The organism is Nonomuraea sp. GTA35 (assembly GCF_041950525.1).
In the GTDB taxonomy this organism is placed as follows: domain Bacteria; phylum Actinomycetota; class Actinomycetes; order Streptosporangiales; family Streptosporangiaceae; genus Nonomuraea.
In genome coordinates this window covers 663,701-688,417 of record NZ_JBGNUV010000005.1, presented here as the reverse complement: position 1 = coordinate 688,417, position 24,717 = coordinate 663,701, and the positions used below count along the sequence as shown (strand labels likewise).

The 24,717-nt window shown below is 71.5% G+C and carries 20 protein-coding genes; 9 read left to right on the top strand and 11 right to left on the bottom strand.

Annotation, left to right across the window (positions count from 1 at the left end):
* Positions 1 to 50: 50 nt before the first annotated feature.
* Positions 51 to 251, bottom strand: a complete 201-nt coding sequence (locus ACBJ32_RS26405; RefSeq protein WP_357869753.1) for a hypothetical protein — start codon at positions 249 to 251, stop codon at positions 51 to 53.
* 206 nt (positions 252 to 457) lie between these two features.
* Entirely contained in the window at positions 458 to 1,786 is a 1,329-nt protein-coding gene (gabT, locus tag ACBJ32_RS26400) for a 4-aminobutyrate--2-oxoglutarate transaminase (protein ID WP_375128971.1), read from the bottom strand.
* Between the two features lie 77 nt (positions 1,787 to 1,863).
* Between gabT and ACBJ32_RS26395 the strand changes: the two genes are divergently transcribed.
* Complete coding sequence (locus ACBJ32_RS26395) at positions 1,864 to 3,705, top strand: PucR family transcriptional regulator (protein ID WP_375128970.1); 1,842 nt, start codon at positions 1,864 to 1,866, stop codon at positions 3,703 to 3,705.
* On the opposite strand, the gene ACBJ32_RS26390 is transcribed toward ACBJ32_RS26395, so the two are convergent.
* Complete coding sequence (locus ACBJ32_RS26390; protein ID WP_357869759.1) at positions 3,662 to 4,288, bottom strand: TetR/AcrR family transcriptional regulator; 627 nt, start codon at positions 4,286 to 4,288, stop codon at positions 3,662 to 3,664. The two genes, ACBJ32_RS26395 and ACBJ32_RS26390, sit on opposite strands and share 44 nt — an antisense overlap.
* Positions 4,289 to 4,580: 292 nt before the next feature.
* Between ACBJ32_RS26390 and ACBJ32_RS26385 the strand changes: the two genes are divergently transcribed.
* On the top strand, positions 4,581 to 6,008 hold the full coding sequence (locus ACBJ32_RS26385; RefSeq protein WP_357869762.1) for an aldehyde dehydrogenase family protein: 1,428 nt from the start codon (positions 4,581 to 4,583) through the stop codon (positions 6,006 to 6,008).
* Between the two features lie 48 nt (positions 6,009 to 6,056).
* Here ACBJ32_RS26385 and ACBJ32_RS26380 read toward each other — a convergent pair whose 3' ends face one another.
* Together ACBJ32_RS26380 and ACBJ32_RS26375 are read right to left on the bottom strand one after the other, a co-directional pair.
* Positions 6,057 to 7,148 carry a trypsin-like serine peptidase gene (locus ACBJ32_RS26380; protein WP_375128969.1) on the bottom strand — a complete coding sequence of 364 codons (1,092 nt, stop codon included), beginning with the start codon at positions 7,146 to 7,148 and terminating at the stop codon, positions 6,057 to 6,059.
* 55 nt (positions 7,149 to 7,203) lie between these two features.
* The gene (locus tag ACBJ32_RS26375; protein ID WP_375128968.1) at positions 7,204 to 8,199 is read right to left on the bottom strand and encodes a trypsin-like serine peptidase; all 996 of its coding nucleotides are present in this window, start codon (positions 8,197 to 8,199) and stop codon (positions 7,204 to 7,206) included.
* A gap of 158 nt (positions 8,200 to 8,357) precedes the next feature.
* Between ACBJ32_RS26375 and dxr the strand changes: the two genes are divergently transcribed.
* From dxr to ACBJ32_RS26360, 3 genes are all read left to right on the top strand, one after another.
* Positions 8,358 to 9,587, top strand: a complete 1,230-nt coding sequence (gene dxr, locus ACBJ32_RS26370; protein ID WP_375128967.1) for a 1-deoxy-D-xylulose-5-phosphate reductoisomerase — start codon at positions 8,358 to 8,360, stop codon at positions 9,585 to 9,587.
* A gap of 39 nt (positions 9,588 to 9,626) precedes the next feature.
* A complete protein-coding gene (gene ispG / locus ACBJ32_RS26365) occupies positions 9,627 to 10,793 on the top strand; it encodes a flavodoxin-dependent (E)-4-hydroxy-3-methylbut-2-enyl-diphosphate synthase (RefSeq protein ID WP_357869773.1) in 1,167 nt (388 codons plus the stop codon).
* Positions 10,794 to 11,142: 349 nt separating this feature from the next.
* A complete protein-coding gene (locus tag ACBJ32_RS26360; protein ID WP_375128966.1) occupies positions 11,143 to 12,711 on the top strand; it encodes an integrase in 1,569 nt (522 codons plus the stop codon).
* 50 nt (positions 12,712 to 12,761) lie between these two features.
* On the opposite strand, the gene ACBJ32_RS26355 is transcribed toward ACBJ32_RS26360, so the two are convergent.
* Positions 12,762 to 14,630, bottom strand: a complete 1,869-nt coding sequence (locus tag ACBJ32_RS26355; protein ID WP_375128965.1) for a cellulose binding domain-containing protein — start codon at positions 14,628 to 14,630, stop codon at positions 12,762 to 12,764.
* Between the two features lie 344 nt (positions 14,631 to 14,974).
* Between ACBJ32_RS26355 and ACBJ32_RS26350 the strand changes: the two genes are divergently transcribed.
* The 3 genes from ACBJ32_RS26350 (at position 14,975) to ACBJ32_RS26340 (ending at position 18,293) form a co-directional block, all read left to right on the top strand.
* The gene (locus tag ACBJ32_RS26350) at positions 14,975 to 16,546 is read left to right on the top strand and encodes an alpha/beta hydrolase (RefSeq protein ID WP_375128964.1); all 1,572 of its coding nucleotides are present in this window, start codon (positions 14,975 to 14,977) and stop codon (positions 16,544 to 16,546) included.
* A gap of 72 nt (positions 16,547 to 16,618) precedes the next feature.
* Positions 16,619 to 17,461 carry a GNAT family N-acetyltransferase gene (locus ACBJ32_RS26345; protein WP_375128998.1) on the top strand — a complete coding sequence of 281 codons (843 nt, stop codon included), beginning with the start codon at positions 16,619 to 16,621 and terminating at the stop codon, positions 17,459 to 17,461.
* A gap of 10 nt (positions 17,462 to 17,471) precedes the next feature.
* Entirely contained in the window at positions 17,472 to 18,293 is an 822-nt protein-coding gene (locus tag ACBJ32_RS26340) for an NmrA family NAD(P)-binding protein (protein WP_375128963.1), read from the top strand.
* On the opposite strand, the gene ACBJ32_RS26335 is transcribed toward ACBJ32_RS26340, so the two are convergent.
* From ACBJ32_RS26335 to ACBJ32_RS26325, 3 genes are all read right to left on the bottom strand, one after another.
* Positions 18,290 to 19,972, bottom strand: coding sequence for a SpoIIE family protein phosphatase (locus tag ACBJ32_RS26335; RefSeq protein WP_375128962.1), 1,683 nt, complete (start codon positions 19,970 to 19,972; stop codon positions 18,290 to 18,292). The two genes, ACBJ32_RS26340 and ACBJ32_RS26335, sit on opposite strands and share 4 nt — an antisense overlap.
* 115 nt (positions 19,973 to 20,087) lie before the next feature.
* Positions 20,088 to 20,465, bottom strand: a complete 378-nt coding sequence (locus tag ACBJ32_RS26330) for a DUF3037 domain-containing protein (RefSeq protein ID WP_357869789.1) — start codon at positions 20,463 to 20,465, stop codon at positions 20,088 to 20,090.
* Positions 20,462 to 21,274 (bottom strand): HipA family kinase, encoded by an 813-nt coding sequence (locus ACBJ32_RS26325; RefSeq protein ID WP_375128961.1) that lies wholly within the window; start codon positions 21,272 to 21,274, stop codon positions 20,462 to 20,464. Before ACBJ32_RS26325 ends, ACBJ32_RS26330 begins: the two co-directional genes overlap by 4 nt.
* 114 nt (positions 21,275 to 21,388) lie before the next feature.
* On the opposite strand from ACBJ32_RS26325, the gene ACBJ32_RS26320 reads away from it, so the two are divergent.
* Entirely contained in the window at positions 21,389 to 22,354 is a 966-nt protein-coding gene (locus ACBJ32_RS26320; RefSeq protein WP_375128960.1) for an ArsR/SmtB family transcription factor, read from the top strand.
* Positions 22,355 to 22,533: 179 nt separating this feature from the next.
* Here the strand turns inward: ACBJ32_RS26320 and ACBJ32_RS26315 are convergent, their stop codons facing one another.
* Both ACBJ32_RS26315 and ACBJ32_RS26310 read right to left on the bottom strand, forming a co-directional pair.
* Positions 22,534 to 23,406, bottom strand: a complete 873-nt coding sequence (locus ACBJ32_RS26315; protein WP_375128959.1) for a TIGR03619 family F420-dependent LLM class oxidoreductase — start codon at positions 23,404 to 23,406, stop codon at positions 22,534 to 22,536.
* Positions 23,403 to 24,650 (bottom strand): LLM class flavin-dependent oxidoreductase, encoded by a 1,248-nt coding sequence (locus ACBJ32_RS26310; RefSeq protein WP_375128958.1) that lies wholly within the window; start codon positions 24,648 to 24,650, stop codon positions 23,403 to 23,405. The genes ACBJ32_RS26315 and ACBJ32_RS26310 overlap by 4 nt, the downstream gene beginning before the upstream one ends.
* Positions 24,651 to 24,717: the final 67 nt, after the last annotated feature.

The following is a 24,717-nucleotide window of genomic DNA, read 5'->3' as shown; positions in this document are numbered from 1 at the left end:
TCCCGGGGCGTCTCGCCGCCGCTCGGGTCGCTGAGGCGCGCGGGGAGCGGCTAGCGAGACGGGAAGGCCACGACGGTGGCCATGGGCGCGGGCAGGAGCGCCTCCGCGCAGTCGGCGCAGGCCAGCACGGGCGCGTCATCGGGCAGGCGGCCCACGCGCACGCGCGGCCGCGGCCATCTCTTGTGGCAGACGACGCAGGCGTCGCCGTCGCGCTGGGCCCAGGTCAGGCCGTCAGGGTCGAACGTCAACATATCCTGCGCCGTTCTGGTCGGACCCCAGTTCATCACGCTCCCAGCTGCCATCGCCCCACCGTATGTCGGAACCGTTATAACCCTGACCGAGGCCGTGAGCGTCCAGCTGAGCGTCAAGTCAGGGTGAATTCTCTACCCGGATGGGGCCGTTTACACCACAAAACGGGCATCCAGCCCAAGCTGGATGCCCGTTTCGTTGGTCTTCGTCAGAGTTCGGCGATCGCCTTCTCCAAGATCCCCAGCCCCTCCTCCAGCAGGTGCTCGGGGATCACCAGCGGGGGCAGGAAGCGCAGCACGTTGCCGTACGTGCCGGCCGTCAGCACCAGCAGGCCCTCCGCGTGGCAGCGCTTGACGACCTCCTGGACGGCGGTCGGGTCCGGCTCCTTGGTGCCGGGCTCGACCAGCTCGATCGCGATCATCGCGCCGCGCCCGCGCACGTCGCCGATCACGTCGAAGCGCTCCTTGAGCGCCTCCAGCCGGGGCAGCATGATCTCGCCGATGCGGCGGGCCCTGGCGACCAGGTTCTCGGCCTCGATCGTCTCCAGCACGCCCAGCGCGGCCTCGCAGGCGAGCGGGTTGCCGCCGTACGTGCCGCCGAGGCCGCCGACGTGCACCTTGTCCATGATCTCCGCACGCCCGGTCACCGCCGCCAGCGGCAGGCCGCCCGCGATGCCCTTGGCGGTGGTGATGATGTCCGGCACCACGCCCTCGTCCTCGCAGGCGAACAGCGTCCCGGTCCGCGCGAAGCCCGTCTGCACCTCGTCGGCCACGAACACGATCCCGTTCGCCCGGCAGAACTCGGCGATCCGCGGCAGGAACCCCCTCGCGGGCACGATGAACCCGCCCTCGCCCGCGATCGGCTCGATCACCACGGCCGCCACGTTCTGCGCGCCGATCTGCTTGGTGATCAGGTCGATGGCCTGCTCGGCGGCCTCCTCCGCGCAGTTCTCGGGGCCGGTCGGCCAGCGGAACGGGTACGCCAGAGGCACCCGGTACACCTCCGGCGCGAACGGGCCGAACCCCTGCTTGTACGGCATGTTCTTGGCCGTCAGCGTCATCGTGAGCAGCGTGCGGCCGTGGTAACCGTGGTCGAACACCACCACGCCCTGGCGGCCGGTCGCGTGCCGGGCGATCTTGACGGCGTTCTCCACGGCCTCGGCGCCCGAGTTCACCAGGAACGTGCGCTTGTCGTGGTCGCCCGGCGTCAGCTCGTTGAGCCTCTCGCAGACCTGCACGTACGACTCGTACGGGGTGACCATGAAGCAGGTGTGGGTGAACTCCGCGACCTGCTTCTGGACGCGCTCGACGACCCTCGGGGCGGCGTTGCCCACGTTCGTCACGGCGATGCCCGAGCCGAAGTCGATCAGCGAGTTCCCGTCGGCGTCCTCCACCACGCCGCCGCCGGCGCGGGTGACGAAGACCGGCAGCGTGGTGCCGATGCCGGGCGGAACGGCCGCCTGCTTGCGGGCCAGCAACTCCTGGGACTTGGGGCCTGGGATCGCGGTCACGACGCGCCGCTCCTGGGGAATGCTCATGGCTCCGACGGTACGGCGGGCTCCCATCAGCTCCGATACGTCGATATGTCACACTGGGAGTGCTCGTCTTTGCCGGAATGGACAAATCGCTCATGCCGCCTTCGCTGCAGACCGTCGTGCGCCGCATGAACCTCCGGCCGGTCGCCGGGACCACGCGGCCAGGGGTGCTGGACGCCGCGGTGCGCTGGGTCGCGGTCAGCGAGCTCGCGGATCCGACACCGTACCTCGAAGGCGGGGAGCTGCTGCTCACCACCGGCATGCGGATGGAAGGCGACCTGACGGGGTACGTGGCCCGCCTGGTGCGCCGGGGCGTGGCAGGGCTCGGCTTCGGCGTCGGCGTCTCGCACGAGGAGGTGCCGCCCGCCCTCGTCCAGGCCGCTGAGTCGGCCGGGCTGCCGCTGCTGGAGGTGCCGCGCGAGACCCCGTTCATCGCGGTCGGCAAGGCGGTCAGCGAGCTGCTGGCGGCCGAGCAGTACGAGGAGATCAGCCGCGCCTTCGCCGCCCAGGGCCGGCTGACGCGGGCGGCGCTGCGGCCGGAGGGCATGCACTCCGTCATCGACCGGCTGGCCAGGGAGGTCGGCGGCTGGGCCGCGCTGCTGGACGAGCCGGGCGAGGTCCGCCACGCCACGCGCGGCGCCAACACGGATGCGGTCACGGCCGAGCTCGCCCGGCGCCGCGGGCAGCCCGTGGAGGCCGCGGGCGGTGGAGCGCGGACGGCCGGTGGAGCGCGGGCGGGTGGTGGAGCGCAGACGGCCGGTGGAGCGCGGGCGGGTGGTGGAGCGCGGGCGGGTGGTGGAGCGCGGGCGGGTGGTGGAGCGCAGGCGGGCGGTGGGTCACGGGGAGGTGGTGGACCACGGGCGGGTGGCGGCGACCGGATGCCTGCCAGCCTGGCGCTGTCCGGGCCCGGCGAGCACATCGTCGTGCAGCCGCTCGGCGGTGGGACGCGCCCGCGCGGCTTCTTCGCCGTCGGTGCCCCGCACGCCTTCACCCCGGTCACCCACACGGTGATCAACGCGGCCGGCTCGCTGCTCACGCTGGCCATGGAGCAGGGCAGGACCCAGCTCGCCGCCGAACGCCGCGTCCGCACCGCGGTGCTGGAGCTGCTGCTGGCGGGGGAGGGCGAGCGGGCCCGCGCCGTGCTGGCGGCGCTGGGCGGGCGGCTGCCCGAGCCGCCGCTGGTGGTGCTCGCCGCGGACGCCGACGCCCTGGACGCCCTGGAGGCACGGGGCTTCGCCGCGCTGCCGGGCCTTGCCGGCATCGAGACCGCCGGCATCCGGGGCGCCGTTACTGGAGGCGCCGCTACGGGGGGCGCCGCTACCGGGGACGCCGTTACCGGCCGCACCGCTACCGGGGGCGCCGCCATCGGGATCGCGGCCGAGAGCGCGGCGGAGGAGACGGCGGCGAGCGTCGAGGCGCCGGTGGGGGTCAGCCAGCCCTGCGGATATGCGGAAGGCGCCCTGCGCAACGCGCTCGACCAGGCTCGCCGCGCCCTGGACGCGGCGCGCGGCCGGGACGACACGGGCCGTGGAAGCAGGGGAGCGGCCGGGGCGGGGAACGCCGGTCGTGTCGTCAGGTTCGCCGAGCTGGCCGGGCAGGGCCTGCTCGGGCTGCTCGACCCGGCCGCCGCCCAGGCGTTCTCGGCCGCGGTCCTGGCGCCGCTGACCGCGTACGGCTCCCGGGCCGACCTGGTCGAGTCGCTGCGCGCCTATCTCGAGAGCAACGGCCACTGGGACGCGGCGGCGCAGAGGCTGGGCGTGCACCGCCACACCCTGCGCTACCGGATGAGACGCGTCGCCGAGCTGCTGGGCCGCGACCTCGACGACCCGGGCACCCGCGCCGAGCTGTGGCTGGCCCTGGAGGCGGCCAGGAGAGGCGCTATTCCTGCTTCTCCACGAGGTAGCAGCAGACAGTCGCCGTAGTCACCGCCTCGTACGTGCGCCCGTCGCGCAGGTGCCCGGCCCGCTCCAGGGAGATCGCCCCCTGCGCGGCCGCCCACAGCGCGTCGGCGATCTTGCGGGGCTGGGTCGGGATCAGGTATCCGGCCGAGATGCAGTCGGCGATGACGCGGTCGAGGATGTTCAGCGCCGCGCGGGCCAGCGTCCTGGCGCGCTCGCTGGGCTCGAAGCCGGGGATCGCCCGCTCGAACATCAGGCTGTAGTAGCCGGGCTCCGACAGGCACGCCTGCCGGTACGCGGGGCCGAGCGCGTTGAGCTGCTCCAGCGGGTTACGGCGCTGCGGCACCGCCTCCAGGAAGCGGCGGAAACGCTCGAAGCCCTCCAGGTAGAGCGCCTCCGCCAGGCCCTCCCGGTTGCCGAACATCGTGTACATCACGGTCGTCGTGCAGCCTGCCTCCGCCGCGATCCGGCGCATCGTGAGGCTGTCGGGCCCGTCGGTCCGCAGCAGGTTCACCGCGACGTCGAGGAGGCGGGAGCGCAGCTCGTCGTGGCCGGCGCGCTCACCCATGAGGTAGGCGCCCTGCAGGCCCAGAGGCGCCGAGGTCATGCGACCTCCCTCGTGGCCAAGGAGCTCTGCGTCCTTGTGACCTCACGCTGTTCGGTCACGGGGCCCACGCCTTTCTGAGTCGGGGGCCCACCGCGCTGGAGACCCGCACCCGATGACTTAGCCATAGCGGAGATCGCTCAAACCACTCCGCATGGTAAACATCCCGAATTGGGTCTACTTCTGTTACATCATGGGTATACATCGGGGCTTGTACTTAACGGTGAGCCCTCGTGGGAGTGTTGTGCATCGTGGTGTAAATCCCCGGTCCATGCCTTGGCATAACGTCGGAGACATGGACGTGCGTACCTTCTGGCTGGCCGGCCGCGCCGCGACCGGGGACACCGAGCTCACTGTCACCAACCCCCACGACGGCCGCGCGGTCGGCAGGCATTCCGTGCCGACCGACGCCCAGGTCGAGGAGGCCGTCGCGGCCGCCTCCGCGGTGGCCGCGCAGGCCGCCGCGCTGCCCGTCCACGTGCGGGCCGAGGCCCTGGCCCACGTGTCTCGCCGGATCGCCGAGCGGGCCGACGAGATCGCCCACCTGATCACCGCCGAGAACGGCAAGCCCATCATGTGGGCCCGCGGCGAGGTCGGGCGGGCGGTGGCCACGTTCCGCTTCGCCGCCGAGGAGGCCCGCCGTTGGTCCGGCGGCGTGCAGCGGCTCGACACCGAGCCGGCCGCGGCCGGGCGCCTGGCGTACGTCTCCCGCGTGCCCAAGGGCCCCGTCCTGGCGATCACCCCGTTCAACTTCCCGCTGAACCTGGTCGCTCACAAGGTCGCGCCGGCCATCGCCGTCGGTGCTCCCGTCATCGTCAAGCCCGCCCCCGCCACGCCGCTGTCCTCGCTGCTCCTCGGCGAGATCCTGGCCGAGACGGACCTGCCCGCGGGCATGTTCTCGGTGCTGCCGATCGAGAACGACCGCGCCTCCGCGCTGGTCCAGGACCCGAGGCTGCCCGTCGTGTCGTTCACCGGCTCCGCGCCCGTCGGCTACGCCATCGCCGACCAGGTGCCGCGCAAGCACGTGACGCTGGAGCTGGGCGGCAACGCGGCCGCCGTCGTGCTGGCCGACGCCGACCTCGACTGGGCGGCCCAGCGCATCGCCCTGTTCTCCAACTACCAGGCCGGGCAGAGCTGCATCGCCGTGCAGCGGGTGATCGTCGAGCAGCCCGTCTACGACGCGTTCGTCGAGCGCCTGCTGCCCGCCGTCTCCGCCCTCGTCACCGGCGACCCCGCCGACGAGAAGACCCAGGTGGGCCCGCTGGTGTCGGAGGCCGCGGCCGAGCGCGTCGAGCAGTGGGTCCAGGAGGCCGTCGCCGCCGGGGCGAAGGTGCTGGCGGGCGGCACCAGGCAGGGCGCGACCATCGCCCCGACGGTGCTGGCCGGCGTTCCGCACGACGCCAAGGTGGCGTGCGAGGAGGTCTTCGGCCCCGTCATGATCCTCCAGCCCGCGGGCTCGATCGGCGAGGCGTACGCGATGGTCAACGACTCGAAGTACGGCCTGCAGGCCGGGGTGTTCACCCGCTCGCTGGACGCCGCCTTCCGGGCGAACCGGGAGCTGGAGGTGGGCGGTGTGATCATCGGTGACGTGCCCTCGTACCGGGCCGACCAGATGCCGTACGGCGGGGTCAAGGACTCGGGGATCGGGCGCGAGGGGCTGCACTCGGCGATGGAGGACTACACCTACGAGAAGGTCATGGTGCTGACCGGGCTGACGCTCTGAGCGCCGGGCGGACGCCCTGTCCTGTCCTGGACAGGGCGCCCCGCCGGGTCAGGCGTGTTGTGCGGTCTCGAAGAGCGCCTTGACGGCGTCGCCGAAGTACGGGCCGTACATCGTGCGCTGGTCGTCGCTGTACTTGAAGCTGCTCAGCGACGTGATCGTGCCCTTGCCGCTGGCCGTGTCGAACCCGGTCATCCACGGCCCGCCGCTCGCGCCCGCCGTCATGTCGCAGCCGAGGCCCTGGTCGCGGGTCTGGCCGTACGGGTCGTTCTTCAGGCGGCCCGCGCAGTAGACCAGGTGGTCCCCGTCGTACGGCGGGTCGGCGGGGTATCCGAAGCCGAACGCCTGCCCGCCCCGAGCCGCGTTGAACGCGATCTTCTGCGTGCCCACCACGTCGGCCACGTGCCTGCCGTGCGAGGGGGCCAGGGCCACCATGCCGACGTCGTAGTTGTCGTCGCCGCTGCGGGACCAGGGGCCGGCGACGAACATGCGGCGCGCGGTGTACTGGCCGTACGGGCGCAGGCCGCTGGTGCCGTACCCGGGGACGAACGTCCAGTTCGCCGCCCACTCGCCGGCCCCGTCCTTGACGCAGTGGCCGGCGGTGACCACGACGTCCTTGTTGGCGCTGTTCACGGTGCTCGCCGAGCAGACGAAGTCGGCCCCCGCCACGGTCAGGAAGACCCGGCCCGTGGTCCTGGCCACCTGGCCGCCGGTGATCCAGCGGGAGCCGATCGTGCTGGCGTCGGGCCTGGCGGCGGCCAGGTGGTGCGAGCCCATCAGCTTGCGCGGCAGCGTCAGGTCGGCCTTCCTGCCCGTCAGGTCGGGGGTGGTGCGTACGCCCGCGCCACCCGTGACGCCGCTCAGCAGGTCGCCGCCGTCCGTCACGTCCGTCACGATGTCGAGCAGGCCGATCGGCAGGGCCTTGGCCATGCGCTCGGGTGTCCAGTAGTCGAGCACGCGCCGGTGGTCGGCGGCGCTGCGGGCGGCGACGTGCTCGACGATGTCGCTCCGCTTGGCCGTGTGCGCTGGCACGACGGCCGATGGGTCGGCCTGCTCGCGGGCGGGTGCGGCGCCGAGGAGCGCGGGGCCGATCAGCCCCGCGAGGAGCGGGGCCGCCGCAAGCAGGGGGGTGCTCAAGGTCATGTCCCCCGAGTGTGCACCACGAGATGTGTTCTTGTGACTACTTTCGGTAAATTCCTCAGAGTACGCTGGCCGTTTGTGCCGATTGGTAGACGGCCTGCGCCTCGTTCCCGAAATAGGGGCCGAGCATCCAGTTCGGGGCGAAGCTGTATTTGAAGCTGTTCACCGAATTCAGGGTGCCGAGCCCGGTCGACTCGGCGAAATTCAGCATCCACGGCCCGCCGCTCGAACCGCCCGTCATGTTGCAGGTCAGGCCGAGGTCGCCGGTCCCGACGAAGTCGTCGAACGCCCTGCCGCTGCAGTGGATCAGCTTCGAGCCGTCGTACGGGGCGAGCGCCGGGTAGCCGAAGGCGTACATCTGCCGGCGTCTGGGCTGGTTGAAGGCCACGCCCTGGCCGCCGACGACGTCCACCAGCGCCCTGCCGTCGAGCGGCGCCACCACGGCGGCGGCGACGTCGAAGCTGACGTCCTCCCTGGCGTTCCACTGCGGCGTGGTCAGCAGCCTGGTCGCGGGCCAGGTGCCGAACGGGCGGCTGCCCCTGTCGTAGCCGGGCACGAAGACCCAGTTCGTGTGGAAGGCGCCGCTCATCTTCACGCAGTGGCCGGCGGTCAGCACCACGCTCTTGTTGGCGCTGGTCACGGCGGTGCCCGAGCAGGAGGAGTTGCGGCCGCCCTGGGTGGTGAAGAAGACCCGGCCGGTCGTGCGCGCCACCGCGCCGCCGCCGGTCCACGCCTCGCCCGGGGTCCTGGCCGCCTGCAGCTCACGGGTGGGCGGGGCGGTGGACGGGGCGGTGGACGGGGCACCCCGCTCCGGCTCACCCGCCGTCCCCGCCTTCGGGGCCGGGGCCTTCAGCGGCTGGGCGGCCTCCATGCGGCTCTCGGTCCAGTACGTCAGCACCTGCCGCCGCTCGGCGGCCGTGTCGGCGGCGGCCTGCTGGGCGGGCCTGGGGCGCGGCGCCCTGGTGTCGGCCGCGCGGGTGTCGGCCGTGCTGGTGGGCGCCAAGGCGACGGTGAGCACGACGGCGGTGGAAAGCACGGCGAAGCGGCGGTGCATTACGAACCTCCCTAAACCGGACGGTGAGCTTGGAAGGTAGCCGTAGCAATATCCAGATTTCTCAAGATTTGCGCATTCCGATATGACGGTATTCCGTCATAAATTCACTGGGTTCTCGGGCGTCACATAAGGAGGGGAATTTATGGACGACCGGTCCCATGTGCCGGAGTGCGCCGCACAGCGGGGACAATGGACACGTGCATGAAGAGACCCTCCGCTCCGTCGTCGTGCTCGGCTCCACCGGCTCGATCGGCACCCAGGCCCTCGACGTCATCGCCGCCAACCCCGGCGGCTTCAAGGTCACCGCGCTGGCGGCGGGGGGCGGCAGGGTCGAGTTGCTGGCCAGGCAGGCGGCGGAGTTCGCGGCCGAAGCGGTGGCGGTGGCCGACGCGTCGGCCGTGCCGGCGCTGAAGGAGGCGCTGGCCGCGCACGGCGCCAAGCCCACCGTGCTGGGCGGCCCCGAAGGCGTCGCCGAGGTGGCCGGGTGGCAGTGCGACGTGGTGCTCAACGGCATCACCGGCGCGCTCGGCCTGACCTCCACGCTCGTCGCGCTGGAGGCGGGCAGGGCGCTCGCGCTGGCCAACAAGGAGTCGCTGATCATCGGCGGGCCGCTGGTCAAGCGGCTGGCCCGGCCGGGGCAGATCCTCCCGGTCGACTCCGAGCACTCGGCGGTGCTGCAGTGCCTGTGGGCCGCCGGGCCCGAGGGCTACGACCCCTCGTGCGTCAAGCAGCTCGTGATCACCGCGAGCGGCGGGCCGTTCAGGGGCATGAGGCGCGAGGAGATGGCCGGCGTCACGCCCGAGATGGCCCTGGCCCATCCCACCTGGTCCATGGGCCCCTACATCACCATCAACTCCGCGAACCTGGTCAACAAGGGTCTCGAGGTGATCGAGGCGCACCTGCTCTACGACCTCGGCTTCGACCGCATCGAAGTCGTGGTGCATCCCCAGTCGATCATCCACAGCATGGTCGAGTACGTCGACGGCTCCACCATCGCCCAGGCCAGCCCGCCCGACATGCGGCTGCCGATCGCCCTGGCGCTCGGTCACCCCGGGCGCGTCCCCGGCGCCGCCCGGCCCATCGACTGGACCAAGGCGCACACCTGGACGTTCGAGCCGCTCGACGACCTGGCATTCCCCGCGGTCGCGCTGGCCAGGCACGTCGGCGGGGAGGGCGGCACCGCGCCCGCCGTCTACAACGCCGCCAACGAGGTGTGCCTCGACGCCTTCCTCCAGCGGGGGCTGCCGTTCCTGTCCATCGTCGACACCGTGGCCAAGGTCGTCGAGGAGCACCAGGTCACCCCCGCCGACACCGTTGAAGAGGTGCTGGCGGCCGATGCCTGGGCCCGTGCCCGTGCGGCCGAACTCACAGCCGGGCAGTCCCGCTAGCTACCTAGACTGGATAGCGTCGTCACAGTAAGGGTTGAAATGTCTCCTGTAGCTCTCGGCATCCCGACGGTGCGCCCCAAGCCGCTCGCCGAACGGCGCCACTCCCGCCAGATCATGGTCGGCAGCGTGCCCGTGGGCGGCGACGCCCCCGTGTCGGTGCAGTCGATGACGACGACGGTGACCGCCGACGTCAACGCCACCTTGCAGCAGATCGCCGAGCTCACCGCGTCCGGCTGCCAGATCGTCCGGGTCGCCGTGCCGTCCCAGGACGACGCCGACGCGCTGCCCATCATCGCCAAGAAGTCGCAGATCCCGGTGATCGCCGACATCCACTTCCAGCCGAAGTACGTCTTCGCCGCGATCGACGCGGGCTGCGCGGCTGTCCGGGTCAACCCCGGAAACATCAAGAAGTTCGACGACAAGGTCGGCGAGATCGCCCGTGCGGCGGCCGACGCCGGCATCCCGATCCGTATCGGCGTCAACGCCGGCTCCCTCGACAAGCGCCTGCTGGAGAAGTACGGCAAGGCCACCCCCGAGGCGCTGGTGGAGTCGGCGCTGTGGGAGTGCTCCCTGTTCGAGGAGCACGGCTTCCGCGACATCAAGATCTCGGTCAAGCACAACGACCCGGTCGTGATGATCAACGCCTACCGCCAGCTCGCCGCCCAGTGCGACTACCCGCTCCACCTCGGCGTCACGGAGGCCGGCCCGGCCTTCCAGGGCACGATCAAGTCCGCCGTCGCCTTCGGCGCCCTGCTCGCGGAGGGCATCGGCGACACCATCCGCGTCTCCCTGTCGGCCCCTCCGGTGGAGGAGGTCAAGGTCGGCGCCCAGATCCTGGAGTCGCTCGGCCTGCGCGAGCGCGGCCTGGAGATCGTCTCCTGCCCGTCGTGCGGTCGGGCCCAGGTCGACGTGTACACCCTGGCCGATCAGGTCCAGGCGGGCCTGGAGGGCATGAAGGTGCCGCTGCGGGTGGCCGTCATGGGCTGCGTCGTCAACGGCCCCGGCGAGGCCCGCGAGGCCGACCTCGGGGTGGCCTCCGGGAACGGCAAGGGGCAGATCTTCGTCAAGGGCGAGGTCATCAAGACCGTCCCCGAGTCCCAGATCGTCGAGACGCTGATCGAAGAGGCACTGCGGCTGGCCGAGGAGATGGGCGTCGAGGTCGACCTCGACGATGAGACCACCGGTCCGACGGTCACGGTCGGCTGAGGTTGGTCTGTGCGGGTGTGGGCCTGTAGTGAGCCCACACCCGGTGTCCCACCGCGCTCCGGGGCCGGTGCGCACCCCGGGCGGTCGGCTCTGCCCAGGAAAAACAGAGGGCGCGACCTGATCGGTCGCGCCCTCTGGGGGGCCGTAGCCCCGGACAAGTTCGTGTGCCTTCTTGTGCGGCTGATTTCAGCATACCCCCAACACAGGTCACGGCGCTTCCTTATGCTCACAGTCGTTACTTCGACACGTTGCGTGACGATGTCGTCTATCGGCCCGAGGCAGCAGGATGCACAACACTTCCCCCGGACGCGACCCGTCCTCCGCATACTCCCGGCATGTCGTGACACGCATGCTGGACTTCAGCAGTGCCAGAACGCCTTGGCCGCGTCGTCTCTGGGACGTGAGCAGCTTCTTAGCCCTCGAGGAGCTGTACGAAGCAGGCACATGGGTGGATCGGCGCGTGCTCTCCCAGGCGTCCGTCGACTGGCAACGGCATGAAGGTGAGCGGCTGTTCGGCGAGGACCCGGCGCTCGGCTCCGCAACGTTCCGGCGTGAGCTGCAAGGATGCCTGCGCACCACTCTCACGATCGCCAGCGAGGGTCGCAGGAAACTGCGTCACCTGATCGACATCGGCCGTCCCGGGTACCTCGAGCGGTGGGCCGGGTGCGTGGCCGGCGTCGGGCCGCCGCCGGCGGAGAAGGTCGCCAGGGCGGTTGCCGCTCATCTGCTCGACATCGGATACAGCATGGACGGCCTCAACCGCTGGCTCCGCGACGGTCGCCTCGGTCTGTCCGCCACCGATCTGATCGAAGAGATGGCCGGCTTGCTCACCGTGCCACCGACCTGCTGGAAGGTGGTCGTTCCCTTTGCTGATCTGCATGGCTGGGAAGAGCTGGCGGTCGGCCTCAGCCATTGGGTGGGAGCGCGGGAGGCCGAGGAGCTCATGGCCGCTGCCGGTGTGAAACTGAGCGGCTGTGTCGTCGGCGCACTTTCCTACGAGGTGGAGGCGAGAGACGCCGAACGGGCCCTGGAGATCGTGACGGATGTCGTCGAACGCCTGCAGGCGCGCGCCCGCTTCGCCGGGGCTGGCGCGGTCACGCCGTTCGACCGGGCTGTGGTGCTCAACCACAGCAGCGCAATGCCGCTGCGGATGCCCGCCAGAGGCGCTCGGGTTCTCTCCCTCGCGGCGGAACGGCAACTCTACGTGGTGGGAGCCGATCCGCAGCACCTGAGCGATCGACGGCGAAGCGCCGTCGATGAGGCGCTGGAGATCGCCTCGGCGCTGAATCATGGCCCGCTGGCTCCGGCGATCGCCGGAGGGTGGAGCGCGCTGGAGTCCCTGCTGACCGAGGCCAGGGATCCTGACGAACGTGAGCGCGTGGTTGCCGCGGCCCGTGCCGCCGCGCTCGTCGCCTGCTCCTGGCCACGGGCCGAGCTGACCGCGCTGTCGCATCGCATCCGCCGGACCGGTACGGGAGACCTCGCTGAACGGCTGGACCGTTGCGCCTCCAACCGCGAACGTGCCCGATTGATCGCCGCCGAGCTGGAGCTCGGGCACTCCCTGCCACTCGAACGTTCCTGGCGCAGGGCGAACGATGTGGCGGCAGTTGCCCGCATGCGTGCGTTGCTGGCCGACCGGGCGCAGGTGCTCGGACGGGTGCGGCGGTATGTCGAGATCTCGCTGCGCAGGCTCTACCGCAGCCGCAACATCATCCTGCACGGCGGGTCGACCGGCGGCGTGGCGCTCCAGGCGACCTTGCGCGTCACCCCGCCGCTGGTGGGAGCCGCGCTCGACCGGCTCGCACATGCCGACCTGGTGGCCGGGGTGCCGCCTCTGGTCCTCGCCTCCCGCGCCGAGCTCGCGCTGCGCATGGTCGGCGACGAGCTCGGGCCGGGGCTCTGCGACCTGATCGAGTAGGCGGGCCCGCCCATGCCGGAAGGGGACGGGCGGGCCGGAGGTGATGGCTGTCAGGTGCAGGTGTAGCCGGACGGGACGTAGGTGTCGCCGTTCGGCCGGGTCACCTGGAAGCCGGCGCTGCTGTTGCCGGCGCCCGCGGCGATCGTGCCGTTGTGGGCGGCGTTCCTGATGGTGACGGTCTGGCCGCTGGTCGTGACGGTGCCGTTCCAGGAGCCGGACAGGGTGTGGCCGGCGGGGAGGGTGAAGGTGACCGTCCAGGACGTGATGGTCGAGGTGCCGGTGTTGGTGATCGTGAGGGGCTGGATGACGTAGCCGGTCGGCCACTGCGTCTGTACGGTGCCGGTGGCCGTGCAGGTGCCGGTGGACGTGCCGGGCTGGGTGGTGATCTGGACGGTGTTGGAGACCGGTGAGGCGTTGCCCGCGGCGTCGCGGGCCCTCACCTGGTAGCGGTACGTGGCGCTCGGGGTCAGGCCCGTGTCGGTGTACGAGGGGGTGGCCGAGGTGCCGGCCTGGGTGAAGGTGCCGCCCGTCGCGCCGGGGGCGCGCAGGATGTCGTAGCCCGCGACGCCGTTGTCGTCCGTGGAGGCCGTCCAGGTGAGTGTCGTGCCCGTGGAGGTGGTCGCCGAGGCGGCCAGGCCGGCCGGGGCCGTGGGCGGTGAGGTGTCGCCGCCGCCGTCGGTGAGGGTGGGGGTCGTCCAGTCGCGCCACTCGGCCAGGTTGCCGCTCTTGTTGGACGCGATCCGCATGGAGCCGGTGTAGCTGCCGGTGTTCAGGAGGAATCGCTGGATGTTCTGCTGGAGAGGGGTGCGCCATTCCGATCTGGTGGCGCAGTGGGTGCCGTCCTGGACGGCCGACCAGTACGTGATGTTGCCGCCGGCGCCGAGCGCCTTGTAGACCTCCGCGCCGCCCAGGGCCCCGACGCTCGCGGACCTGGCGGCGAGCCAGTCGATGTGCGGGTTGTCCATGATGAACAGGCCGCGCGGCGCGATCATGCCCACCACCGAGTGCGTGTCCACCGGCAGCCTGCCCGGGCTGCCCGTGAAGGAGCTGAACGCGTCGCCGAGCCACGGCTGCTCGGAGTAGGTGCTGCTCAGCGGCTGGGCGCCGCTCTCGCCGGGGATCGAGCGGAACGCGGCCACCCCGCCGCTGCCCGACTCGACGGGCATGGTCAGCGCGATGCGCTGGTCGAAGGCGCCGGCCACGAAGGCGCCCTTGCCGTACCGGGAGCAGCCCGTGACGCCGGTCGCGTCCGCCCGCAGGATGCTGCCGCCCGACTGCTCGATGACGTCGATGATCCGGCTCACGCCCCACGCCCAGGCGGCCAGGACGCCCGTGCCGCTGGAGGCGCCGTAGACGCTGTAGAAGGCGCCCTGCTTGTTGTTGCGCGGCGTGCCCTCCCGGCCGACCGCGAGGGGGTCGTAGTTGATGACGGCGGCGCCGGCCGCCTTGATCGTGGCGGTGTCGGCGCCGAGCCCGCCCAGGACGACCACGGCGGGGAAGGGCCCTGTGCCGCTCGGCAGGTCCACGCTGGCCGAGAAGCTGGAGCTTCTGCCGTTGTGCGAGACGTTCACGCTGATGCCGGTCCTGGAGACGGTCCCCGTGACGCTGGACGGCTTGGGCGGCTTCTCGCCGTAGACGAACTTCTCCGCCAGCTTCTTGATCTCCTGCCGCCTGCATCGCCAGTCGGCCCTGGTGGCGATGCGGGTGCCGTTCAGCTTGGTGAAGGGGTCGGGGAGCCTGGAGACGGTGGGTAACGAGCCCGCGTCGGGCAGGCCGGGCACGGCGCAGTCGGCGCCCTCGTCCTCGACTCCGGCCGCCGCGGCGGCCTCGGTGGATGCAACCGTCATCGCTCCGGTGATCGAGAGCGTCGTCGCCACCGCCAGCGCGACGAGTCTGGAGCGGGCCAAGCCGATGGTCACAGGGCTCTCCCTTCCGAGTGGGGGGTGCTGGCGATCAGTCTGGGAAGCCCGTCGAAATATGTCAACGACATCCCGAAATATTTCGGGAACGGGTGAACATTCGTGGGTCTGTGCTGCGGATATGGCGGAGGGGTTGTCGAAAGTATCGGAAAATAGCTGAAAGGGGGGTGCTGGAGGTCTGGTGGGTGCACTTTCCCGAAAGTTTCCGGCCGGAGTATCGTCACGCACTGCAACAGCGAGATCACAGAACGGCAAGCATTTCCCCATACCCAGAGTCATCGGCCCGTCGCTCGCGGGAGCATCGCAAGGCCTATGACATGGAAGGGGGCCGAGTGAAGCGGGTAATGGGGGTTGCCACCGGGCTGGTGGTGCTCGTCGCGGGGGTCGTGAGCGCGGACGGGGCGGCGGTGGCCGGCAGGAAGGCGCCTGTGGTGTGGGAAGCCTGTCCCAAGGTGGCGGGGAAGACGGCCTCGGCCGCCCTCGAATGCGCCACCGTACGCGTACCGCTCGACTACCGCCATCCCATGGGGCAGTCGATCAAGGTCGCGCTCAACCGGATCAAGGCCAAGGTCTCCAGGGACGCCGGCCACCTGGGCACGCTGCTGGTCAACCCCGGAGGACCGGGGTCGTCGGGGCGTGACCTGACCGAGTACGTCGCCACGTCACTGCCCGCCGACGTGGCCGGGCGGTACGACGTCGTCGGGTTCGACCCGCGCGGCGTCGGCGCCAGCGAGCCGGCCGTGCACTGCGTGGACCCCGCCACGTACTACAGGGCCCCGCGGCCGGACGCGGTGCCGCACGGCAGGGCGGAGGAGAAGGTGCTGCTCGCCAGGGCCGCCGAGTACGCCTCCCGCTGCGGCCAGCGCTGGGCCTGGCTGCTGCCGCACCTCACCACCGAGAACTCCGCCAGGGACATGGACACCATCCGCGCCGCCCTCGGCGAGGACAGGATCAGCTACCTCGGCTACTCGTACGGCACCTACCTCGGCGCCGTCTACGCCACCCTCTTCCCCAGCCGCGTCAAGCGCATGGTCATGGACAGCAGCGTCGACCCCACGGGCGTCTGGTACGACTCCAACCTCAAGCAGGACCGCGCCTTCGAACGCCGGCACCGCCAGTTCCTGGCCTGGGCCGCCAAGCACCACGACGCCTACAAGCTGGGCGCCACGCTCAAGCAGACCTCCTTCGCCTACTACGCGATGCGCGACCGGCTGCGCGCGAAGCCGGCCGGAGGCATCGTGGGGCCCAGCGAGCTCGACGACACCTTCACCGTGGCCGGCTACAGCGACAAGGTCTGGCCCCAGTTCGCCCAGGCCTGGTCCGACTACGTCCGGCAGGGCGACGTCAAGGGCCTCACCGACATCTACGCCAAGCACGGCAAGAACGACGCGGCCGACGAGAACGGCTACGCCATCTACCTCAGCGTCCAGTGCCGCGACGCCCGCTGGCCGCGCCAGTGGGACAAGTGGCGGGCCGACATGAAGGCGATGCACCGCGAGGCGCCGTTCCTGACCTGGCCGAACGCCTGGTTCAACGCCCCCTGCGCGTTCTGGCCGGTGCGGGGCGGCAAGCCGGTGGACGTGCGCTCCTCGCCGAAGCTGCCGCCGTTCCTCATGCTGCAGTCCCGCTACGACGCGGCGACGCCGTACCAGGGCGCCCTGCAGATGGCCCGGCTCTTCCCCCGCTCCCGCATGGTGCTGGAGCACGGCGGCAACCACGGGGTGTCGCTGTCGGGCAACAAGTGCCTGGACGGGCACCTGGCCGCGTACCTGCGGGACGGTACCCTGCCGCGCCGCGACGCGACCTGCGCCGCCACGCCCGAGCCGCGCCCGGCCGCGCACATGACGTCGAACAGCCCGCAGCCTCCGGGTTTGCTGGGGCTCCTGGGCGTGCTCGAAAGGCTGCCCATCGGCTGACGTCAAGAAAGGGTTACCGTGGGCAGCGCCGGATGCCGCATTCGGTAACCCTTCGCGTAGTCTGACCATGTGATGCTGCGTACATCGGCGTCGCGCGTGCTCGACGACAACGACCGGGACGAGGTTCTCGCCCTGCTGGACTCCGATCCGGTCGCCAACGTCTTCGTGTCCTCTCGGGTGCGGGCCGTCGGACTCAACCCGGCGCGGCTCGGCGGGCAGATGTGGGGGTTCGGGCCGCGCGGTGGCCTTGTGTCACTCTGTTACGCCGGCGCCAACATGGTGCCGGTCAACGCCGGCCCGGAGGCCGTGCACGCCTTCGCCGACCGCGCGCGCAAGCAGGGGCGGCGCTGCTCGTCCATCGTGGGGCCGGTCGACGCCGTCTCGCTGCTGTGGGAGCGGCTGGAGCCGCACTGGGGGCGGGCGCGGGCGATCCGCTGGGCCCAGCCCGTCATGGCGACCTCCAGCAAGCCGCCCGTGTCGGCCGACCCGCTGGTGCGGCGGGTGCGGCCCGACGAGTTCGACGTCCTGCTGCCGGCGTGCGTGGCGATGTTCACCGAGGAGGTCGGCGTCTCGCCGAACCTCGGTGACGGCGGCGCCCTCTACCGGACGCGGGTGGCCGAGCTGATCAGGATCGGGCGCTCGTACGCGCGGATCGACGACGGCCGGGTCGTGTTCAAGGCCGAGGTGGGGGCCGTCACGCCGCACGCCTGCCAGATCCAGGGCGTCTGGGTGGCCCCCGAGCTGCGGGGCAGGGGGTACGCGGTGGCGGGGATGGCCGCCGTGGTGGAGGCGGCGATGAGCTGCTTCGCGCCCGTCGTCTCGCTGTACGTCAACGACTACAACCACCCCGCCAGGGCGGTCTACCGGAAGGTGGGCTTCCGGGAGATCGACACCTTCATGTCCGTATTGTTCTAGCATCCCGGGCATGATCCTTGTCACGGGTGCAACGGGGAACGCGGGCGGCGCGCTGGTGCGTACGCTGGCGGAGGCGGGCGAGCCGGTGCGGGCGCTGGTGCGGCGCGAGGTCGAGCTGCCCGCAGAGCTCGCCATGGGCGATCTGAACGATCCCGAGTCGGTGGCCGGCGCCCTGGACGGGGTGCGCGGGGTGTTCCTGATGGCCGGGTACGACCGGATGGAAGAGACGCTGGCCGCCGTGGCGCGGGCCGGGGTCCAGCACGTGGTGCTGCTGTCGGCGAGCGCGGCGGAGGCCGCCGACCTGGGCAATCCCGTTTCGAAGTACCACGTGGAGTCCGAGGCGCTGGTGCGGGAGTCGGGGGTGCCGTGGACGGTGCTGCGGCCGCGGACGTTCATGTCGAACACGTTCCGCTGGGCCGGGCAGCTCAGGTCAGGAGACGTCGTACGCGACTCCTGGCCCGGCGTCGCCGTCGCGACCGTCGATCCTCTCGACATCGCCGCCGTGGCCGCCGCGTCCCTGCTGGAGAAGGGGCACGACGGGCAGGTCTACGGGCTGACGGGGCCGCGGGCGCTGCGGCCCGCCGACCGGGTGGCCATCCTCGGGGCGGCGCTGGACAGGCGGCTGCGGTTCGAGGGGCTGACCGACGCCGAGGCCAGGGCCGAGATGCTGGACGGCGGGATGCCGGAGGCGTACGCGGAGGCCTTCTACGGCTTCTTCGCCCGGGGCGAGCTGGACGAGTCGGCGGTGCTGCCCACGGTCGAGCAGGTCACGGGCCGCCCGCCACGCACGTTCGAGCAGTGGGCGGCGGCCAACGCCGACGCGTTCCGCTAGCCGGGGATGCGCAGGGTCAGCAGGGCGACGTCGTCGTCGTTGTCGGTGGGGCGGACGCGGGTGAGCAGCCGGTCGCAGTAGGCGCTGAGCGGGTGGCCGGTCAGCGCCGCTGCCTGCCGCCGCAGCCGGTCGAGCCCCTCGTCCAGGGATTGGCTGGGCGACTCGATCAGCCCGTCGGTGTAGAGCAGCACGGTGGAGCGGGGCGGCAGCTCGATGACGGCGTCCTCGCGGACCGGCGCGAAGCCGGTGCCCAGCAGCAGGCCGCTCGCCTCCTCCAGGAAACGGGTGCGCCCGTCGCCCTCGACCAGCAGCGGCGGCGGGTGCCCCGCGTTGGTCCAGCGGAACTGCCAGGCCCCGTCGGCGCGCTCGGCCCTGGCGAAGACCACGGTGGCCATCGTGGCCTCGGCCATGCGGGCCACCGCCTGGTCGAGCCGGTCCACGATCACGCTGGGCGGCTCCTCCAGCTCACCGGCGTAGGCCCGCAGCATGTTGCAGACCTGCGCCATGCCGGACGCGGCGTCGAGGTCGTGGCCCACCACGTCGCCGATCACCAGCCCGGCGGAGCCGTCGGACAGCACGAACGCGTCGTACCAGTCGCCGCCGACCTGCGAGGCGCGCGGCGCGGGCACGTAACACGCGCCCATCTCCAGGCCGGGCACCGACGGCAGCCGGGGAAGCAGGTGGCGCTGCATGGTCTCGGCGACCCGGCGCTGCCGCTCGTACAGGCGGGCGTTGTCCAGCGCCAGCCCCGCCCGGCGGGCGATGTCCTCGACGAGCAGGAGGTCGTCGGTGCTGTACGGCTGAGGTTGTTCCGAACGCCCCAGGGTCATCGCGCCGACCACGTCGCGGACGCCGCGGATCGGCGCGGTGCACGCCGACCGGATGCCGGTCGCCTCGAACAGCTCCCGCTGGACGGCCGCCAGCCGCGAATCGAGCGGCCCCTCGTAGTCCTTCGGGCCCACCAGCGCCGCGGTGACGCCGCGCAGCGCCCGCGCCAGCGGCATCGCGGACTCGCGCGGCAGCGGCGGCATCGGCCGCTCCAGATCGGGGCGGTGCGCCAGGACGCCGTTCTCGTGGTGCACGACGGCGGCGCGGGACACCTCGCCCTCCTCGGTCAGCAGGTCCACCACCGCCCAGTCGGCCAGCAGCGGCACCACCAGGCGGACGAGCTGGCGCAGCGTCTCGCCCACGTCCAGGCTCGCGGTGAGCGTCGTGGTCGTCTCCGCGAGCAGGGCCAGCCGGTCGAGCTCCGACATCGACGGGGCGGGACGCGCCCGCTGCCGCTCGCCGAGCCCGGCCGAGCCGATCTCGTGGAAGAGCACCAGGGCGCCCGTCCCGGCCTCGCCGACCCGGCACGGGGTGACCAGCCAGGCGATCTGCACGAGCGAGCCGTCGCCCCGCTCCAGCCACACGTCCTCGCCGTGGGCGGAGTCGCTGGTGAGCAGGGGCTGCCTCATCACGCACCGGCTGCGCGGCAGCGGCTCGCCGCGCTCGCCCCGGTGCAGCAGGTCGTGGGCGTCGCGGCCCAGCAGCTCGGGCGCGCTGCGCCGCAGCAACCGCTCCGCCTGCGGGTTCACCTCGACGATCCGCCCGCGGTCGTCCACCACGTACGTGCCCGCGTGGGCGAGGTCCTCGAGCTGGAAGGCGCGTGGCACGGCAGACTGCCCGGTGTCCTCCACGGCCGGCCCTCCTTCCCTCTCCGCACTTCCTACCCAGCGTCGCCGCTGGTCAAGGGCCTGAAGGTGGACGAGCTTCGCGAAATGCCCGGCCGGCTCGGCGCCGGAAGCGGAGGGCCTAGAGGCGGACGAGCTTGTCGAAGAGCCGGGCCAGCTCGGTGCCGGGGTCGGCGGTCAGACCGGCGTGCACCGGGCCCGCCTGCACGATCGTGCTGCGCGGCGCCGTCAGCCAGCGGAACCGGCCGCCGAGCGACTCTCCCGCCAGCGGCCCGCAGTCCGGCCCGCAGGCCAGCTCGTACGCGGCCAGCGCCCGGCTGACCCCGTCGACGTCGGCCTGCGGATCCAGCGCGCGCAACCGGCCGGGGTCCAGCTCGACGCGGGCGCACAGGTAGTCGCGGGGCTGGCAGTAGAGCAGCACGCCCGCGTTGATCAGCTCGCCCCGCTCGACCTTGGGCATCACGCGGATCACCGCGTACTCGTAGACGTCCCTGCTCACCGGCCGCCGCCTCCCCGCCAGAACTCGCCGACCGACCCCGGGCCCGCCTTCTGGCCCTTGGGCTGCTGGAACCTCAGCCACTCGCGCGGGCCGTGCGCCCGCTGGAGAAGATGCTCGACGTAGGCCTCGCGGACCTCGCCCGGAGAGCCGAAGCCCGGCTCGCCGTCCAGCCACTCGTCCGGCACCAGCGCTGTCACGGTCTCCAGCAGCGCCCGCGTGATCTTCCCGGCCAGCTCCGTGCCCGCCGCCTCGACGTCGCCCGCGTACGGGGCGAGCACGTGGTCGCCCGCGTCGAACGGCCGCTGGGGGTCGGCGGTGCGCCAGTTGTGGTGGAACCAGAGCGCGGCCCCGTGATCGATCAGCCAGGTGTCGCGATGCCAGATCAGCAGGTTCGGGTTGCGCCAGCTCCTGTCGATGTTGTGGACGAGCCCGTCGAACCACACCACCCGCGCCGCGAACAGCGGATCCGCCGCCCACGCCAGCGGCTCGAAGCCGAGCGCGCCCGGCAGGAAGTCGACTGCCAGGTTGAGCCCGGTGCTGGCCTTGAGCAGGTCCTGCACCTCCTCGTCGGGCTCGCGGATGCCGAGCTGGGGGTCGAGGTCGATGAGCTTCAGCTCCGGGGTCCTGAACCCGAGGCGGCGGCCCAGCTCGGCGCAGACGATCTCGGCGACCAGCACCCGCCTGCCCTGGCCGGCCTCGCGGAACTTCACGACGTACGTGCCCAGGTCGTCGGCCTCGACGACGCCGGGCAGCGACCCGCCCTCCCGCAGCGGGGTGACGTAACGGGTCGCTGCGATCTTTTCCAGCACGCAACGAGGCTATCGTCCCCGGCAGCCTGCCCTGATCGGGGCGAAGAGGGCACGGCTGTCGGATGGTGGTGCGCCACCGTAGAGTGGGCCCCCGATGAGGGGATCGAGGGGTCGATGCTCAGGATTCACTTCACCGGCGACGACTTACGCCGCACCCGTCTGGCGGAGACCGCCGACCCTTTCTGGGAGATGGTGTTCAGCAGGCATCGGCTCGCCGACCCCGCTCCACCGGCGACCCTGCGCCCCTGGCTGGAGAGGATGCGGCGCGAGGGGCACCTGCTGCACCGCTACGAGCGCGTGGTGGCGGCGCTGACGCCGTTCGGCCCCTACTTCCCCGACTTCATCACGCCCGCCGATGGGCTGCAGGGGCTCGACGCCGGACTGCAGGCGATACTCGGCACCCCGCGCACGCGGCTGCGCCGCGAGATGGAGACGATGGCCCGCACGTCACCCCTGCCCGGCTGGGGCCGGCGGCTGGCCGAGGGGGAGACGGCGACGCTGATGAACCTGGCGGCCACGCTCCGGGCGTACCACGCCATCGCCATCGAGCCCCACCGCGTCACGATCGGCGCCGCCATCGCGGCGGAGGCGTCACGCCGGCGGGACGACCTGGCCGAAGGCGGCGCCGACGGCCTGCTGCGCGGGCTGGCGCCGCTCATGCGCTGGCGGCCGCCGCTGCTCGAGGTCGACTACGACCTCGACCGTGACCTGCACCTCGGCGGTCGCGGGCTGCTGCTGGTCCCGTCGTACTTCTGCAGGCGCGTCCCCGTCGCCCTGGCGGACCCCGGCCTGCCGCCGACGCTGGTGTACCCGATCGACTGTCACTCCCACTGGGAGGCGAACCGCACGGAGTCGCTGATCGCGCTGCTCGGCGCGACCCGCGCCACGGTGCTGGCCGCCATCGACGGCGGCGCGACGACCACGCAACTGGCCGAGCGGGCCGCGACCTCGCCCGCCTCCGTCAGCCGCCACACGCGGGTGCTGCGCGACGCCGGCCTGATCGAGACGCACCGCCACGGCACGGCCGTGCTGCACGTGATGACCCCGCTGGGGCGGAACCTGCTGTCGGCGGGCCGGTAGGCGTGTCCACCCTTTGCACCCAGGTGCAAAGGGTGGCCGCGCTCAGGGCCGGGCCACGATACTGGACCCCTCGCTGCGGAGCCTTCCATACGTTCACGTATGGAAGGCTGAGCGGGCGGACGGTTGAACGCGGCCGGCCGGGCGCGGGCCCTACCGGGGCGGGCCTTCGGTGATCGGGCTCACATCTTCCCGATGACCTCCTCGGCGAAGCGCTCCATGGTGGCGAGCTTGAGGTCGAGGCTGCCCTCGCCGTACCTCGACTTCTCCTCGGGGGTGGCCAGCCACCACGGGGCGGCCATCGTGCCCGTCACGCCCTTGGCCTCGAAGCGCCGGTACGTGTCCGCGTCGGGGAGCACCGCGAGCGGGGCGATGACCTCGAAGCCGTCCAGGGATCTGCCGTTGGCGTCGAGATGGCGGCGCAGGGCGTCCAGGACGTCGTCGAACTGCTCCTCGGTGTAGATGCGGTTGCCGATCCAGCCGTCGCCCAGCCTGGCCGCGCGGCGCAGGGCCGCCTCGCTGTCACCGCCCACGAAGATCGGGATCTGCCGGGCGGGGGTGGGGCAGATCGACAGCGGCGGCAGGCCGTCGAGCGTGACCGTCTCGCCCGCCCACAACGAGCGCAGGACGGGCAGCATCCCGTCCAGGCGGCGGCCACGCGTGTGGAAGTCCTGCCCGGTGCCGACGAACTCCTCCTTGCACCAGCCCACCCCGACCCCGAACGTCACGCGGTCGCGTGACAGCACCGCCGCCGTGGAGACCTGCTTGGCCACGGTGAACAGGTCGCGGGCCGGGGCGATGTACACGTTCGGGGAGAAGCGCAGGGTGGTGGTGACGGCGGCCATGGCGCCGATCGTCACCCAGACGTCCGGCCAGTGCGTGCCGGCGTCCCAGCGGGGCCTGCCCGACTTCGAGTACGGGTACGGCGAGGCGAAGTCGGCGTAGAAGAGGTGGTCGGAGAGCGTGAGCGTGTCGAACCCGCACCGCTCGGCCGCCCGCGCCAGCTCCACGAACTGGCCGGTGTCGACGAACGAGGCCCCCAGCCAGAATCTCATCGGAACTCCGGTGCGACCTTGGTGGCGAACAGTTCGAGGTTGCGCTTGACCGTGTCGAGCGGCAGCACGCCCTGCTGGCCCTGCATGTAGAGGCCGAACCACTCCAGGTCGGGCATGCGGTCGAGCATGCGCTGGATGCCGCGCTTGACGTCGTCGGGGGTGCCGAACAGGGCCATCTCGACGTCGTTCATGCGCTTGGCGTCGCCCTTCTCGGGGGAGATCGGCTTGTGCTTCTCGTCCTCCTTCTTGCGCAGCACCTCCAGGTAGCCGAACGGGCCGAAGAAGGCGGCGAAGTCCTTGGGGATGCTGCGGCCGAAGGTGTTGATGGCCTCGTCGGTGGTGTCGGCGATGCCGACGATCTTCAGGATGCCGGTGTGCTCGCCCAGCTTGTAGTGGCGGCCCTGCTTGGCGGACTCCTCCTGGTACAGCTTCGCCTTCTGGGCGTGGTCGTCCGGGTTGGGGGTGAACATCCACGGCATGATGTCCTCCTGGGCGGCCCTGATGACCGACCGGTCGGAGATCGTGAACGGCTGCCACAGCTCGGGGTGCGGGTTCTGGTACGGCCTGGGGCAGACGGAGACGGCCCTGATGGTGCCGTTCTCGTCCATCTCGTCGGGGGCGCCGAACGTGCGGGTCCACTCCTGCGCCGGCCAGCCCTCGATGCCGTCGTACGGATAGGGCACCTGGTAGTCGAGCACGTCCGACTTGTAGCGCAGCGTCTCCTGCGTCCACGCCATCTTCATGATCTTCAGCACCTCGCCGAAGACGTCGAAGTTGCGCGTGTCGGACGCCGAGCCGTCGGAGCGGGCGGCGGCGGCGTGCCAGCGCTGGCCCAGGACGTTCATCCAGCGGTTCTGGTAACCCCGCGCCACGCCCAGGCGCAGCCGTCCCTTGCAGAACTGGTCGAGCAGGGCCACGTCCTCGGCGGCTCTGATCGGGTCCCACGCGGGCAGCACGAGGCCGAGCGGCGCGAGCAGGATGCGCTCGGTCCTGGCGGCCAGGTCGGTGAGGAACATCAGCGGGTTGACCGAGAACTCCATGCCTTCGGAGTGGAAGTGGTGCTCGGTCATCATCAGCGCGTCGAACCCGATCTGGTCGGCGTGGACGGCTATCTCCCGTACCTCGTGCAGCAGCCTCTGGTACGACTCCGTGTCCCGCCCGATCGGGCGCTTGGCCCTGGCGTTCTCCTCGGCGGCGTAACCAGAGCCTGGAATTTGGGGATTCAGGAAGATAGAAAACTTCACCGTGGACCTCTTTCCGCGGGATGGTCTTCTGCAAGGTACTCTGGAAATCTTAACCGAGCAATCGCTT